General features: G+C 70.8%; 11 protein-coding genes, 1 tRNA gene and 1 pseudogene. 9 read left to right on the top strand and 4 right to left on the bottom strand.

Annotated features, from left to right (window positions below):
• The 5 genes from RCO28_RS24740 (at window position 1) to RCO28_RS24720 (ending at window position 4,428) form a co-directional block, all read left to right on the top strand.
• Window positions 1-1,056 (top strand): 2-aminoethylphosphonate ABC transporter substrate-binding protein, encoded by a 1,056-nt coding sequence (locus RCO28_RS24740; RefSeq protein WP_308943470.1) that lies wholly within the window; start codon window positions 1-3, stop codon window positions 1,054-1,056.
• Between the two features lie 143 nt (window positions 1,057-1,199).
• The gene (locus RCO28_RS24735; RefSeq protein WP_308943469.1) at window positions 1,200-1,979 is read left to right on the top strand and encodes an HAD-IIA family hydrolase; all 780 of its coding nucleotides are present in this window, start codon (window positions 1,200-1,202) and stop codon (window positions 1,977-1,979) included.
• Window positions 1,980-2,068: 89 nt separating this feature from the next.
• Window positions 2,069-2,647: a hypothetical protein gene (locus tag RCO28_RS24730; RefSeq protein WP_308943468.1), complete on the top strand. Its 579-nt coding sequence runs from the start codon at window positions 2,069-2,071 to the stop codon at window positions 2,645-2,647.
• Window positions 2,648-2,689: 42 nt separating this feature from the next.
• Window positions 2,690-3,328 carry a class F sortase gene (locus RCO28_RS24725; protein ID WP_308943467.1) on the top strand — a complete coding sequence of 213 codons (639 nt, stop codon included), beginning with the start codon at window positions 2,690-2,692 and terminating at the stop codon, window positions 3,326-3,328.
• 50 nt (window positions 3,329-3,378) lie between these two features.
• On the top strand, window positions 3,379-4,428 hold the full coding sequence (locus RCO28_RS24720) for a glycoside hydrolase family 6 protein (protein ID WP_308943466.1): 1,050 nt from the start codon (window positions 3,379-3,381) through the stop codon (window positions 4,426-4,428).
• 69 nt (window positions 4,429-4,497) lie between these two features.
• Here the strand turns inward: RCO28_RS24720 and RCO28_RS24715 are convergent, their stop codons facing one another.
• From RCO28_RS24715 to RCO28_RS24700, 4 genes are all read right to left on the bottom strand, one after another.
• Window positions 4,498-6,444: a kelch motif-containing protein gene (locus RCO28_RS24715; RefSeq protein ID WP_308943465.1), complete on the bottom strand. Its 1,947-nt coding sequence runs from the start codon at window positions 6,442-6,444 to the stop codon at window positions 4,498-4,500.
• The gene (locus RCO28_RS24710) at window positions 6,441-8,429 is read right to left on the bottom strand and encodes a glycosyltransferase family 2 protein (RefSeq protein WP_308943464.1); all 1,989 of its coding nucleotides are present in this window, start codon (window positions 8,427-8,429) and stop codon (window positions 6,441-6,443) included. Before RCO28_RS24710 ends, RCO28_RS24715 begins: the two co-directional genes overlap by 4 nt.
• A 255-nt stretch (window positions 8,430-8,684) precedes the next feature.
• Window positions 8,685-9,413, bottom strand: a complete 729-nt coding sequence (locus RCO28_RS24705; protein ID WP_308943463.1) for a FadR/GntR family transcriptional regulator — start codon at window positions 9,411-9,413, stop codon at window positions 8,685-8,687.
• A gap of 311 nt (window positions 9,414-9,724) precedes the next feature.
• A tRNA-Lys gene (locus RCO28_RS24700) sits at window positions 9,725-9,798 on the bottom strand.
• Window positions 9,799-10,085: 287 nt separating this feature from the next.
• Between RCO28_RS24700 and RCO28_RS24695 the strand changes: the two are divergent.
• From RCO28_RS24695 to RCO28_RS24680, 4 genes and pseudogenes are all read left to right on the top strand, one after another.
• Window positions 10,086-10,730: pseudogene (locus RCO28_RS24695) on the top strand (peptidoglycan-binding protein); the annotation flags it as partial.
• A gap of 147 nt (window positions 10,731-10,877) precedes the next feature.
• Entirely contained in the window at window positions 10,878-12,257 is a 1,380-nt protein-coding gene (locus RCO28_RS24690) for an SPFH domain-containing protein (RefSeq protein WP_308943462.1), read from the top strand.
• 157 nt (window positions 12,258-12,414) lie between these two features.
• Window positions 12,415-13,014, top strand: coding sequence for a lytic polysaccharide monooxygenase (locus RCO28_RS24685; RefSeq protein WP_308943461.1), 600 nt, complete (start codon window positions 12,415-12,417; stop codon window positions 13,012-13,014).
• A gap of 161 nt (window positions 13,015-13,175) precedes the next feature.
• Window positions 13,176-14,840: an AMP-binding protein gene (locus RCO28_RS24680; RefSeq protein ID WP_308943617.1), complete on the top strand. Its 1,665-nt coding sequence runs from the start codon at window positions 13,176-13,178 to the stop codon at window positions 14,838-14,840.
• Window positions 14,841-15,243 lie beyond the last annotated feature (403 nt).

Raw genomic sequence — 15,243 nt, 5'->3', positions numbered from 1 at the left:
ATGCGCATCAAAGCCATAGCCGCCGTCACCGGCAGTCTCGTACTCGCCGGTTCCCTCACCGCCTGCGGCGGCGCCGCCTCCGCCGACGAGAAGGTCGTCACCGTCTACAGCGCCGACGGCCTCAAGGGCGAGAACGGCGACGGCTGGTACGACCAGGTCTTCAAGGACTTCGAGAAGAAGACCGGCATCAAGGTCGAGTACGTCGAGGGCGGCTCCGGCGAGATGGTGCAGCGGGCGCTGCGCGAGAAGTCCAACACCCAGGCCGACGTCATGGTCACGCTGCCGCCGTTCATCCAACAGGCCGACAGCAAGGGCCTGTTGGCGCCGTACAAGCCCGAGGGCGCGGCGCAGGTCAGCGGCGCCGACAAGGCGGCCGACGGCAGCTGGACCGCCGTCGTCAACAACTACTTCTCCTTCATCCACAACAAGAAGGAGCTGAAGCAGCCCCCGGCCACCTGGGAGGACCTGCTCGACGCCAAGTACAAGAACAAGCTCCAGTACTCCACCCCGGGCGTCGCGGGCGACGGCACCGCCGTCCTCATCAAGGCTATGCACGACTTCGGCTCCAAGGACAAGGCCATGGCCTACCTGAAGAAGCTGCAGGCCAACAACGTCGGCCCGTCCTCCTCCACGTCCAAGCTCGCGCCCAAGACCGACAAGGGCGAACTGCTCGTGGCCAACGGCGACGTGCAGATGAACTTCGCGCAGTCCAAGTCCATGCCGAACCTCGGCATCTGGTTCCCGAAGTCCGCGAAGCCCGGCAGCAAGCCCACCACCTTCGCCCTGCCCTACGCGGCGGGCCTGGTGAAGAACGCCCCGCACACCGAGAACGCCAAGAAGCTCCTCGACTTCATGCTGAGCGAACAGGCCCAGAAGCAGGTCAGCTCGGTCGGCGGCGGCTTCTCGGCCCGCAAGGACGTGAAGGCCACCGACGCCAACGCGATCGCCCTGACCAAGCTGATGGACGGCGTCGAGGTCTTCCAGCCGGACTGGGCGGACATCGAGAAGAACCTGCCGTCGTACGTGGACGACTGGAAGGCGGCGACGGGCAGCTGACCGTGCGCACGGGGGAGTGTCCGCAGGTCGAACGGGGCGGGCCCGCGCCGGGCCCGCCCCGTTACGCTGACGGGGTCCGGACAGTCCCTTCCGGCCATGTACGGCACGTACGGCCCACCCGGTGCAGAGCGGAGAACAGTCCCGTGGCAGAGCGCAAGCCGATCGAATCCTGGCTCACCGACATGGACGGAGTCCTCATCCACGAGGGCGTGCCCATCCCCGGTGCGGACGCCTTCATCAAGCGCTTGCAGGAGTCCGGCAAGCCTTTCCTGGTGCTCACCAACAACTCCATCTACACCGCCCGCGACCTGCACGCCCGGCTGCGACGCATGGGCCTCGAAGTGCCGGTCGAGAACATCTGGACCTCCGCACTCGCCACCGCGAAGTTCCTCGACGACCAGCGCCCCGGCGGCACCGCGTACGTCATCGGCGAGGCCGGCCTGACCACGGCCCTGCACGACATCGGCTACGTCCTCACCGACTCCGACCCCGATTACGTAGTCCTCGGCGAGACCCGGACGTACAGCTTCGAGGCGATGACCAAGGCCGTCCGCCTGATCAACAACGGCGCCCGCTTCATCTGCACCAACCCCGACGAGACCGGCCCCAGCCTTCAGGGCCCGCTGCCCGCGACCGGCGCGGTGGCCGCGCTGATCACCAAGGCGACGGGCAAGGACCCGTACTTCGCGGGCAAGCCGAACCCGCTGATGATGCGCACGGGCCTGAACGCGATCGGAGCGCATTCCGAGACCAGCGCGATGATCGGGGACCGGATGGACACGGATGTCCTGGCCGGACTGGAGGCGGGCATGCAGACCTTCCTGGTCCTGACGGGCCTGACCAAGGAGTCCGAGGTCGACCGCTACCCGTTCCGCCCGTCGAAGATCGTCGGCTCGATCGCGGACCTGGTCGAGCGGGTCTGATGTCCCCGGGGGCTCTGCCCCCGGGGAAAGAACACCCGACTGGCCCACCCCCGGGAGCGGCGCGGGGGCGGTCGGCCGAGCCTCGAAACATGCGCCGACTCGCCCCCACCCTCTGCCTCACGGCCCTCCTCGCCCTCACCCCGGCGGGCCCCGCCGCCGCGGATCCGGGCGTGACGACCGACCCGTCGAGTGCTGTCCCGGGCGGCGAGCTGCAGCTCAGCGCCACCGGCTGTGACGGCAAGACGGCCGCGGCCAAGTCCAAGGCGTTCGTCGCCGACGGCTCCCTCACCGTCGGCGGCAGCGCCCGCGACAGCGAGGGCAACGTCCTGGCCGGCGAGGTGATGATCCGGTCGACGGTCACCGTCGGCACGTACGAGATCTCCGTGACCTGCGACGGCGAGGAAGGCAAGGCCAAGGGCAGCTTCACCGTCGTACGGGAACAGCCCAAGCCCAAGCCGAAGCCCAGGCCCAAGCCCGCCACGTCCCCCTCCGCTTCGCCGACCGCGCCGAGCCGCGCCGGGGGCGGCGGCACCGCCTCGATGGCCGCCGAATCCGACGCCGACGACGGGCCCGGCCTGAGGCACGCCGTGATCGGCGGAGTCCTCGCCACCGCTGCCCTGCTCGCCGTGACCGGGCGGATACTGCGCCGACGCCGCCGCCACCAGTAGCAGGCCCAGGCGAGAGGCGAGAAGCGAGGAGGCGAGGACACCGTGTCCGAGGCACGCCCCCGTTCCGCCCGGCTGGTCACCGCCGCGGCCTGGCTGCTGCTCGTCGTCGGCCTGTGGCTGTGGGGCCGCGAGCTGAGCATCCTGCCGGGCCCGCCCGGCACCGGTGACAGGTCCACCGCCGGAGTCCGACTCCCGCCCGCGCACGACCCGTTGCCCGCCGTCCGCCCGCACCGCGTCGACATACCGGCGATAGGCGTGCGCGCCCCCGTCGTCAAACGCGGCCTCGACCAGGACCGGGCCGTCGCCGCACCGCCGTACGACCAGCCGGGCGTCGTCGGCTGGTACGCGGGCGGCACCCGGCCCGGCGCCGAGGGCACCGCCCTGTTCGTCGGCCATGTCGACACCACCTCGGACGCCGCCGTCTTCTACGACCTCAGCACACTGAAGCCCGGCCAGAAGGTGCGGGTGTCCCGCGCCGACGGCTCGCTCGCCGAGTTCACCGTCGAGGACGTCCAGGTCCTCCAGCGCGACGACTTCGACGCGGTGAAGGCGTACGGGGTGCGCCGCGAGGGCCGCGCCGAGCTGCGCCTGATCACCTGCGGCGGCACCTTCGACCGGGCCACCGCCAGCTATTCGTCCAATGTGGTGGTCTCCGCCTACCTGACGGGAACCGGGCCCTGACCGGTGCCGTATGCCAGGATTGGGAGCCCGAACAGCCCGAGGGGGAGTGGATGTACGGCAGCGAGGACCACCGCACCAGCAGGTCTGCCGGGCGGGGGTGGAAGGCATCGGCGGCGGCCGTGGGGGCGGCGCTGCTGATCGCGGGATGTTCGTCGGACGGCGGCGAGGCAGACCCGGATCCCAGCGGCTCGCAGGTGCGGCAGCAGCCCAAGGCCAGCGACCCGTACTGGGTCGACCCGCGGGGGAACGCGGCCCAGCAGGTCGCCGAGTACCGCCAGGACGGCAACGACGCCGCCGCGCGGCAGATCGAGAAGATCGCGAGCCAGCCCGTCGCCGAATGGATCACCGACCCCGACAACGCGGCGGCCGAGACCCAGGCCCGCGAGCACACCGAGGCCGCGACCAAGGCCGACCGGGACGCACTGCTCGCGCTCTACAACATCCCGCACCGCGACTGCGGCCAGTACTCCAAGGGCGGCGCCGCCGACGGCAACGCGTACCGCGCGTGGATCGACAGCGTGGCCCAGGGCATCGGGGACCGGAACGCCACGGTCATCCTGGAGCCGGACGCGCTCCTGCACGTCGTCGACGGCTGCACGCCGGGCGAGTTCCACGGCGAGCGGTTCGACCTGCTCAAGGGCGCCATCGAGAAGCTCAAGTCGCTGAAGAACACCAAGGTCTACCTGGACGGCGGCAACCCCGGCGGCCCGAAGCCGGACGACCTCTACCAGCCGCTCAAGTCGGCGGGCATCGACCAGGCCGACGGCTTCGCGGTGAACGTGTCCAACTACTACGGCACCGCGGAGTCCACGGCCTTCGGCAAGGAACTCTCGATGAAGTTCGGCAACAAGCCGTTCGTCATCGACACCAGCCGCAACGGCAACGGCCCCTACACCGAGGGCGATCCGGACGAGCGCTGGTGCAACCCGCCGGGCCGCGCCCTCGGCGAGGCCCCGACCACGAAGACCGCCGACGAGGCCGTGGACGCGTACCTCTGGATCAAGCGCCCCGGCGAGTCCGACGGCGAGTGCAAGGGCGGCCCGCCGGCCGGGCAGTGGTGGCCCGAGTACGCGCTGGGGCTCGCGAAGGGCGCCAAGTAGCGGCAGCTGTACGTGAATTGAGGGCGCCCCTGGACCGAACGGTCCGGGGGCGCCCTCGTCGTACGCGTACTACTCCGGAACCTCCACCCACACCGCCTCGCTCGGCCGGTCCTGGTCGTCCGTCACGAACAGCATGTACCAGCCGGGCTGCACCAGGTTCTTGTTCTTCGGGACCGTGACCGTCACCTGGTCGCCCGAGGTCTTCAGGCCCAGCTCGACGGAGCGCTGGTCGATGTCGGTGACGTGCGTGGACGCGCTCGGCTTGATCAGGCGGGCCTTCTTCAGGTTCTTCGCCTGCCGGGACTCGAACGTCGTGGACGAGCCGCGCTCGATGGTCTCCTCGCCGCCCGTGAGGACCGGCCTGGTGCCGTTGTAGAGGTACGGCGGCGTGTAGATCTCGATGCGCTGCTCGAACTTGCCCGGCTTGGTGTCGGCGTCGTCCGAGAACAGCGAGTCCGAGCCGAACACCACGACCCGGCCGTCGGGCAGCAGCAGCGAGCCCGAGTGGTAGTTGCGGCCCACCAACGGGTCGGCCACGCGCCGGAGTTCCTCGCCGCCCGGCGCCAGCAGCCGGGCCTGGAGGATGTTGGAGCCGCCGCGGCCCCGGTAGTCCTCGGAGCCGCCGGTGATCAGGACGCTGTCGTCGGGCAGGATCGAGGACTGCGGGTAGCGGGTGCCCTTGTCCAGCGACGGGCCGTCCTTGAAGACCGGGGTGTCGTCCTTGAGGTCGATGATCCGGGTCTTCTCGCTGGACTTCTCGGACTCGCCGACGCCACCGCCGCCGATCACCATGAACCGCTCGTCCTGCGCGGGCGGCAGCATCACCGTGCCCGCGGTCTCCATCAGCTTCGGGTCGCTGAGCCCCTTGACCTTGGTGAACTCATTGCTGTCGAAGTCCCAGACACCGGGGTCGCGGCCCACGTCGTCCGGCCCGTACCCGGCGTTCGCGCCCGAGTAGAAGAGCTTGCCGTTCGGCAGGATGAACACCGCCGGGTACGTCGGGAACTGCCGCTCCTGCGGGACGTACTCCCACTCCTTGGTGTCCGGGTCGTACACCTCGTTGCGGTCGCCCGGCACGATCTGGCCGATGTCGTCCAGGCCGGACAGGGCGAGGATCCTGCCGTCGGAGAGCGTGGTGAGCGTCGGGTACCAGCGCGCCTCGTTCATCGGGTCGACCTTGATGTACTTCTCGGCGACCGGGTCGAACTCGTAGGCGTCCTTGATCCCCTGGAAGTCCTTCTTGTCCAGGGCGAGCTTCTGCGCGATGCCGTACGTGTTGCGGGCGTCGGCGCCCTTGAGGCCCTGCACCCGGTAGTTGTCCTCGGTGCCGGTCTCGTACTTCCTGCCGCTCTTCTGCGCCTCGACGTACACGCGGCCGAGCCCCGGGTCGTTGCGCACGAACGCGCCCGTGGCCTCGTCGAAGACCTTCTTCGCGCGCTCCACGACCACCGGGTCCTTGGAGACGAAGGTCTTGCCGTTTTCCTTGCCGGTGAAGCGGGTGCCTGCGGGCAGCGTGATCGGCTCGTCCGGGTTCTCGTTGTGCACGATCATCAGGCCGCCGGCCTTGGTGACGTCGCCTTCGAGCTTCTCGTACCGTTTCGTGCCGCCCGCCACCAGGAGCTTGCCGTCCGGGAGTTGGGTGTGGCCGGTGCAGAACAGGTCGTTGGGCGTGGGGATCTTCTTGAAGGTCTGCTTGACCGGGTCCCACAGGATCGTGTCGAACTTCTTCGCGTCGAAGTTCTTCTGGTTGTTGCCCGAGCCCGCGACGAGCAGGATCTTTCCGGTGTGCAGGACGGCCGCGTGGATGGTGTTGAGCCGGTACTTCTCGGGGATGTCGACGAGGTCCCAGTGCCCGTTCTCGGCTTTGTACTCGGGCCTGTTGATCTTGTACTGGTGGTACTGCTCGGAGCCGAACCGCCAGAGCCACGGGCCGTTCATGCCGGCGAGGGCCACCACCACCGCCGTGCCTATCGCGAAGCGGCGGGCGCGGCGGCGGCCGGTGGAGCGGTCGTTCATTTCTTACGTCCCCCAAGAGCGATCTGTATGGTCTCGTCGGCCGCCGCCCAACTGGGCTTGCGGTGCGGCGTATGCGCGCCGGGAAGCCGCGGGTCGGGCGGCTGCGGTACGGGCTGTGCCGGTTCCCGCGGTACGACGACGGGTTGCTGCAGCGTGTCCCCGGCGTCCGGCGGCGCGGTGGCCGCCGCCGACTTGCGGCGCTTCTTCTCCTGCCGCCACATGTACCGCCAGGCGAAGATCGGCGCCGCCGTGATCAGCAGCGCGAACGAGGCCCAGGTGATCATCGCCGGGTGGGCGTTCCCGTACACGAACGCGGCGGCGATCGAACCGGCGAAGACCAGGATGAAGAACAGGTGGATCCGGAAGGTCCCGAACAGCGTGTCCGGGCTGGCCGACTCGCCCTTCGGCGTCACCACGAACTTGCTCTTGCGGCGCAGCACCGCGTCCATCAGGGAGCGGGCGTAGATCGGCGCGGACAGCGCGGACATCACCATGCCCGCCACACCGCCGGAGCCCTCGGGCTCGTGCGGGGAGACGTTGTGCCGCCGGTTCCAGACGTACAGGCCGATCTGCAGTGCCGAGGCGTTGCCGTACAGCATCAGCCAGATCGTCGGGTCGATGTTCACACCCGAGGCGCCGAGGCCCAGGAACAGGGCGCAACTCAGCGCCGCGAGGATCCAGTTGAGGGCCGACATCGGGTAGAAGATGATCATCATCGTGTAGTTGAAGAGCTTGCCCGGAGGCAGGGAGTACCAGCCCTTCCAGTACTGCTTGAGGATCGTCTCGTATGTGCCGCGCGACCAGCGCAGTTGCTGCGTGAAGAAGTCCGTCCAGGCGTTCGGGCCCTCGCCGACGGCGAGTACGTCCGGGGTGTAGACCGACTTCCACTTCTTGCCGGTGGCCGGGTTCCTGTGCCGGTGGATCTCGAAGCCGGTCGCCATGTCCTCGGTGATCGAGTCGTACAGACCGCCGATCTGCTGGAGTGCCCTGATGCGTACGGCGTTGGAGGTGCCGACGAACATCGGCCCGCCGTAGCGGTTGCCCGCGCGCTGGATCAGGGCGTGGAAGAGGAACTGCTGGGACTCGGCGGCCTTGGTGACGAACGTGTCGTAGTTGCCGTATACCTGCGGGCCGATGACGAAGCCGACGTCCGGGTCGCGGAAGAAGCCGAGCATCCGCTCCAGGTAGTTGGCCATCGGCACGTGGTCGGTGTCGACGGAGGCGAAGAAGTCGTAGGCGTCGCCGTGCGCGTCCAGCCAGGCGTTGTAGTTGCCGTGCTTGGTCTTGGCGCGGTGCGGGCCCTTCTTCTGGTTCCACTTCTCGACGCCCTTGCGGGAGAAGTGGTGCACGCCCAGGCGCGCGCAGACCGCCTTCACCTCCGGGTCGTCGCCCTCGTCGAGCAGCCAGACGTGCAGGAGCCCGCGGTGCCGGATCCTGACCGCGGCCTCCAGGGTCTTGGTCACCATCTCGATCGGCTCCTTGCCGGGCACGAACGAGGTGAGGAACGCGACGCGCGTGCCGGTCTCGGGCACGACCGGGATCGGGTCGCGGGCGACGAGGGTGGCGTGGGCGTTGGACAGCACGTTCATGCAGCGGAAGAACTCGATCAGGCCGATCGAGACGAGCATGACGACGTCGAGATGCTCCAGATACGCGTTCGGTACGTAGTCCCGCTTCGTCCAGTGCTCGGGCTGCAGCAGCCAGGCGAGCAGGACGAGGGAGAGCAGAGGTGCCGCGCCCAGCATGAGGGCCGCGCGGATGCGGTGCGGCTCCTGGGAGAGCAGCGAGCGGTAGCGCACCTTGTACGGCTTGTCGGGGTCGGGTTGCGTGAGGGGACCGGCGAGCCGGCTGTAGTGCTCGTAGTCGTAGCGCGGCAGCGATTTCTTGAGGCGCCGGAAGCCGCCCGTCCGGTGCGAGAGCACCCGCAACTGGGTCGTCCGGGACGCGTCGGAGTCGGGTCCGGCGCCCGTAGGCGTCGACGTCATGAGTCATCCCCCCGCACGCGGTCGGTCCCCGCGTGGTCGTCGGTCCTGGTCACCGCTGGGTCCCCCCTGAACCCCGCGGTCAGCATCAGTGGCGGGCCACCGGTCGTTGAGACGTAGAAAGCCCGCCCACGGTTCGCCCGGTCAGCATGATGCCCGGCCCGAACTCAACTCCCGCACACCGTCCATCACATGGTGTTCACGAATTACGCAAGCGTTCTACGTCAGCACCATGATCGCAAGGCGGGAACCTGCCGGTTAGCGATCATTTGCGCGGTTTGCGGGAGGAGTTGAAGCTTCCGCCTCCCCGCGCGCCCCCGCCGAGGCGAGCCGCGTGCGGAGGTTTCCGAAGTGCTCGCGTACGGCCTGCTCGGCCCGGAGGGTGTCGCCGGAGCGGACCGCGCCGAGGATCTCCCGGTGCTGGTGGCAGGTCACCTTCGGGTCGTGCGGAATGTCCACGAGGTCGGTGCGGACACGGTGGAACGCGTCCCAGAACGCCTCCAGGACCTCGCCGAGCAGCGGGTTGCGCAGGCAGCGGTAGAGGGTCGCGTGGAAGGCGCGGTCGGTCTCGGCGGCCACCGTGCCGACGGCGGCCTCGCTCTCCATCCGGTCCACGAGCGCGTCGAGTTCGGCGAGGTCGCTCGCCGGGACCTGGCCGGCGAGCCGCGCGAGCAGCCCGGTCTCCACGGCCTCGCGCAGTTCGAGGAGTTGGAGCAGGCTGTCCTCGCCCCGGTAGTGCCCCGCGACGGTACGGAACGCGAGGCCCTCGATCATCGGCGCCATCGACATCGGACCCACGTACGTGCCGAAGCCGTGCCGGATCTCGACGATGCCCATCGCCACCAGCGCCTTGAGCGCCTCCCGCACGGAGTTGCGACTGACGCCGAGCAGCTCCATCAGTTCGGGCTCGGTGGGCAGCGGGGCGCCGGAGGGCAGCCTCTGGTCGATGATGAGCTTCTTGATCCGCTCCTGTATGTCGCGCGCCATGGGCCAAAGGTATCCGGCGCGTGGCGGGGCGGGGGCGGGGCGGGGGTGGTGAGGTGTCCGGGGGGTGCGCGGGGGTGCGCGGGGAGTGCGGTGGGGGGTGCGGTGGGGGGGTGCGTATACGACGAAAGCCCCCTCGCTCTCGCGAGGGGGCTTTCGACTGTCTGTGCGCCGCCAGGGACTCGAACCCCGGACCCGCTGATGCTGCGTTCATCCGGGGGATAACCCCCGGACCCCCAGCCGCCTGTTGGGCGCCGCGAGATCCCGGAGTATGACGAAGGCCCTCCGCCGGAGCGAAGGGCCTTGTCTGTCTGTGCGCCGCCAGGGACTCGAACCCCGGACCCGCTGATTAAGAGTCAGCTGCTCTAACCAACTGAGCTAGCGGCGCCTGCTGACCTGGAGAACTCTACCGGATTCCGGAGAGTGCTCCGGACCACCGGCTGATCACCGGCTGATCACCGGCTGGCCATCTGGGCGGTGTCCGAGGCCGCCTCGACGTGGGTGGCGTACAGCATTCGGACCGTCAGCATGCGATTCGGATGGACAGTTGAGAAACTGACCGTCGTGCAGCAATGCGGACATTCAGGGCCGGGGCGTGAGCCGGGAGCGCAGCCGGGATGTGAGGCGAATCGCATCGCGGCCGGTACGGCCGGTACGGCCCGTCCGGCCAGTGCGGCCTATCGGTACAAGAACCTCAGGGCCGTGGCGCAGGCCTCGGGCCCCGGCATGGCTCTGCGCTATCCCGGCGCCGCGGCATTCGGCCCCGGCGCCCGCAGCCCGTACATCACCCAGCTCGGTCGGCTCCTCGTCCAGCGCGGCGGCGGCCCCTTCTACCGCTCCGGGCCCTCGCCGGTCTGGGGCGACGCGGACCGCAAGGCGACCCAAGCCTTCCAGCGCGCCCAGGGCTGGACGTCGGACGAGGGCGGGGCGGACGGGCTGCCGGGGCCGCTGACCTGGGAGTACCTGGTCCTGGGGAAGGGCCGGGACATCCCGGGGCCGGGTGAGGGTTCGCGTGGTGGCTCGGGTGGTGGCTCGGGTGGCGGTGGTACGGCGAACAGCGCCGCGTCGGCCGGGAACGTTCCCGCGTATCCCGGCAGGGGAGCGTTCCGGCCCGGCCGGTCGAACGCGCACGTGGAGCGGCTCGGCCGACAGCTCGTGCAGAAGGGGTTCGGCAGGCACTACCGCCGGGGCCCGGGACCCGACTGGGGCGAGAGTGACCGTCGCGGCGTCGAGGACTTCCAGCGCGCCCAGGGCTGGCGCGGCGGCGCGGCGGACGGCTACCCGGGGCCGGAGACATGGCGGCGGCTGTTCCTCCGCTGACCTTGGAGGCGGGCGGCAGCACGCCGGTAGGAAGCCAGTAGGAAGCCAGCAGCACAGCAGCACGGCAGCACGGCAGCACGGCAGCACGGCAGCACGGCAGCATGGCAGAACAGCGGTAAGCGGCACGGCGGAGGTGCGGAGGTACCGATGGGATCCACGACCGGCATGAGCGACAGCGCCGACACGACCGGCCCCACGGACGGGACGGGTCCCTCCGAGCCCCCGGCCGAGGGCGCCCCTGCCGAGCCCGCCTCCGCCGAGCCCGCCCGAGACCAGCCCCCGCGACCGCACCGGGCGGCCGGGAACCCCGCGCCCACCGCCGGGCCCACCCGCACCCCCCGCCTGATCCAGACCGAGGCGACCACCGAGATCCCCCTCCACCTCCTCTTCCGCGACGACTCGCCCCCCGTGGCCCTGCCGCCCACGGTCGTCGGCCGCAGGCGGGGCACCGGCGAGCAGCCGCGGGCGGGCGCGGGTGCGGGGCGGCCGGTGTTCGGGCCCTCGCCCGCGCGGGCCGCGGTGCCGACGCGGGTGGTGGTGCCGGTCGAGGTCACCGAGTGGCGCGGGCGGTCGTGGGCGGGCGCCGCCGCGGTGGCCGCCGGGTTCACCGGTCTCGGCGGATGCGTGGCGGGCGGCTGGTGGGCGGGGGTGCTGCCGGCGTTCGCGGTGCGGCTCGCGCGGCTGCCGGAGCAGCTCGGCGCGGGGCTCGGGCCTGCGCAGTGGGCGGTGCTCGCCGGGTCGGGCGCGCTGTCGCTGTTCGCGTTCGGCGGGCTTGGCCGGGGGCGGGTCGGCCGGGCGTGGGTGCTGTCGCTGTTCGGACGCTACCGGGGGAGTGTGCGGCGCACCGGCCTGGTGTGGATCAACCCGCTGCTGAAGCGGCGCCGGGTCGACGTACGGCTGCGGCACTGGCGCAGCGAGCCGCTGCACGGCGTGGACGCGCACGGGGTGGCGCTGCGCGTGGAGCTGCTCGTCGGCTGGCGGATCAAGGACACGGCGCGGGCGGCGCTCGGCGTCGACGATCACGTGACCTATCTGCGCGAGTGCGTCGAGGCCGCGCTCGCCGGGGTCCTCTCGCAGCTGCCGGTGGACGCGCCCACGAGCGGTACGGGCGGTACGGGCGGGGCGACGCTGCGCAACGCGGAGGCGGTCGGCGACGCGCTCACCCGGCGGGTGGCCGCGGACGCGGAGGCGGCCGGTATCGAGGTGTTCGCGGTCCGGCCGACGCGGATCGACTACGCGCCCGAGGTGGCCGAGTCGGCACGCCGCCGTCGGCTCGCCGCCCTGGAGGCACGGGACCGGGACACGGCCCTGACACAGCTCGTCGACTCGGTGGAGGACACGGTCACCCGGCTCACCGTGCGCGGCCTGGTCGAGCTCGACGACGGCGAACGCAAGGCACTCGTGAAGGATCTGGCGATGGCGTTCTGCGCGGGGACAGGGGCAGGGACAGGGACAGGGGTGGGTGCAGAAGCGGGTGCAGGGGCCGGTGCAGAAGCGGGTGCAGGGGCGGGTGCGGCCGGGCGCTGAGCCCTCGGGGCACCTCCGTTCCGTTGTCCGGAATCCGCCCCTCATTGGTATGGACATGTTGAACTCCCGCCCATAATCTGTGACTTGGTCTAGACCGCAGCACTGCGCACGGCTCGTAGAACTCCCCCTCGTTCTCCAGGAGCACAGGAGCAGCAGCATGCGAAAACGGATGTACGCGGCAGCGGTGGGCATCGCCACCGTGGGCGCCTTCACCTTCTCCACGGGTGGCGCCAGTGGCCACGGCTACACCGACTCCCCGATCAGCAGGCAGAAGGTCTGCGCCAACGGGACCGTCACCGGCTGCGGTTCGATCCAGTGGGAGCCGCAGAGCGTCGAGGGCCCCAAGGGATTCCCGGCCGCGGGGCCCGCCGACGGCAAGATCTGCTCGGCGGGGCTCGGGCAGTTCGACTCGCTCAACTCGCCGACCAAGCCCGGCGGTGGCGCCTGGCCGACCACCAAGGTGTCGAGCGGGGGCAGCCAGAGCTTCCGCTGGCAGTTCACCGCCCGGCACTCCACGACCGACTTCAAGTACTACATCACCAAGAACGGCTGGGACGACAGCAAGCCGCTGACCAGGGCCGCTCTCGAATCGGCGCCGTTCTTCACGGTCCCGTACAACAACCAGCAGCCGCCCGCCACGCTCGAGCACACCGGGCAGCTCCCCGGCGGCAAGTCGGGGCACCACGTCATCCTGTCCGTCTGGACGATCGCCGACACGGGCAACGCCTTCTACGCCTGCTCGGACGTCACGTTCTGACGCCTTCCGCGCCGGGCCCTTCCCCCTGGGGGTGTCTCCCCCCTCGGCCCGGATGTCCCCACCCTGCGCGCGCCGCACCCCCATGATGCGGTGCGCGCAGGCGGGACCGTACCGCCCCTCCAATTCTGACGGCCTGTCAACTATGGTGCGGCGCCATGGGGATGACTGGCGCCAAGACCGTTGCCGAGCTCGTACACGCGCAGTGGGACGACCACCGTCCCGGGCTCCGCTGCGCGGACCGCGTACTCACCCACCACCAGCTCGCCGCCGGAGCCGCCGCGCGGGCCGCGCTGCTCGTGGACCTGCTGCCGCCCGAGGCCGAGCCGCACGTGGGTGTGCTGCTCGACAACACCCCGGAGTACCCGCTGTGGTTGGGCGCCGCCGCGCTCGCGGGCGCGGCCGTCGCCGGGATCAACCCGACGCGGCGCGGCGCCGAACTCGCCCGCGACATCCTGCACACCGAGTGCCGCGTCCTGCTCACCGAGCGGACCCACCTGCCCCTCCTCGACGGCCTCGAACTCCCCGGCGTACGCGTCCTCGTGACGGATTCCGAGGAGTACGAGCAGCTGCTCGCCCCCTACGCCGGCGCCGCCCCCGGCGACGCCGTGCTCGCCCCGCCGGACCCCGCGCGCCGCATGCTCCTCTACTTCACGTCCGGCTCCACCGGCGCACCCAAGGCCGCGATCTGCACCCAGGGCCGGCTCGCCGCCGCCGGGCGTTCCCTGGCCGGGCAGTTCGACGTGGGCCGGGACGACGTGCACTACATCTGCATGCCGATGTTCCACGGCAACGCGGTGATCGCCGACTGGTCCCCGGCCCTCGCGGCGGGCGCCTCGGTCGCCCTGCGCCGCAGATTCTCGGCCTCCGGCTTCCTGGACGACGTACGGGCGTACGGGGCCACGTACTTCACGTATGTCGGCCGTGCCGTGCAGTACATCCTGGCCACCCCCGAGCGGCCGGACGACCGGGACAATCCGCTGCGCCTCGGCTTCGGTACGGAGGCGGGCGCGGTCGACGCGGCCCGGTTCGCCGAGCGGTTCGGGGTGCGCCTGGTGGAGGGCTACGGCTCCTCCGAGGGCGGCGCCGCGATCCAGCGCACCCAGGGCACCCCGCCGGGCGCGATCGGCCGCGCGGCCGAGGGCGACGACCTGGCGGTGGTCGACCCGCAGACCGGCGAGGAGTGCCCGACGGCGCGCTTCGACGGGGCCGGGCGGCTGCTCAACGGGGCTGCGGCGATAGGGGAGTTGGTCAACCGGGGCCGCAGCCCGTTCGAGGGGTACTGGCGCAATCCGACGGCCTACGCGGACCGGGTGCGCGGGGGCTGGTACTGGACCGGGGACCTGTTCTTCCGGGACGCCGAGGGCTTCCTGTACTTCGCGGGGCGGCAGGACGACCGGCTGCGCGTCGACAGCGAGAACCTCGCCGCCGCCATGATCGAGAACATCCTCGCCCGGTACGAACGGGCCGCGGCGGTCGCGGTCTACGCGGTGCCCGATCCGGTGGCAGGCGACCAGGTGATGGCGACGCTCGCACTCGACGGCGCCCCCTTCGACCCGGACGACTTCGGCCGGTTCCTCGCGGCCCAGGCCGACCTGGGCCCGAAGATGCTGCCCCGCTTCGTCCGCACGGTGCGGCGCATGCCGGTGACGGCGACGAACAAGGTGCACCGGGTGGCGCTGCGCCGCGCGGGCTTCCGCTGCCCGGACCCGGTGTGGTGGCGCCCGGACCCGGAGGTGCCGTACGAGCCGCTGACCCCGGCGGCCGAGTCGGCCCTCCTGGAGCGCTATCGGGAGCAGGGGCGGGAGGGGCTGCTCGACCTTTCGTGAGGGCGGTCACGCGTGGCGCTTGAGGGGGTATGGGTGGCGAAGCCCCCGCCGCGCAGCGAAGCTGCGCCGAGAACGAAGATGACCCGCCAACGACAACGTGCGCCGCCAGGGACTCGAACCCCGGACCCGCTGATGCTGCATTCATCCGGGGGATAACCCCCGGACCCCCAGCCGCCTGTTGGGCGCCGCAAGATCCCGGAGTATGACGAAGGCCCTCCGCCGGAGCGAAGGGCCTTGTCTGTCTGTGCGCCGCCAGGGACTCGAACCCCGGACCCGCTGATGCTGCATTCATCCGGGGGATAACCCCCGGACCCCCAGCCGCCTGTTGGGCGCCGCGAGATCCCGGAGTATGACGAAGGCCCTCCGCCGGAGCGAAGGGCCTTGTCTGTCTGTGCGCCGCCAG

The sequence above is a fragment of the Streptomyces sp. LHD-70 genome (assembly GCF_031157275.1).
In the GTDB taxonomy this organism is placed as follows: Bacteria; Actinomycetota; Actinomycetes; order Streptomycetales; family Streptomycetaceae; genus Streptomyces.
The sequence above is the reverse complement of the archived record's forward strand: the minus strand, read 5'-3'. Positions and strand labels throughout refer to the sequence as shown.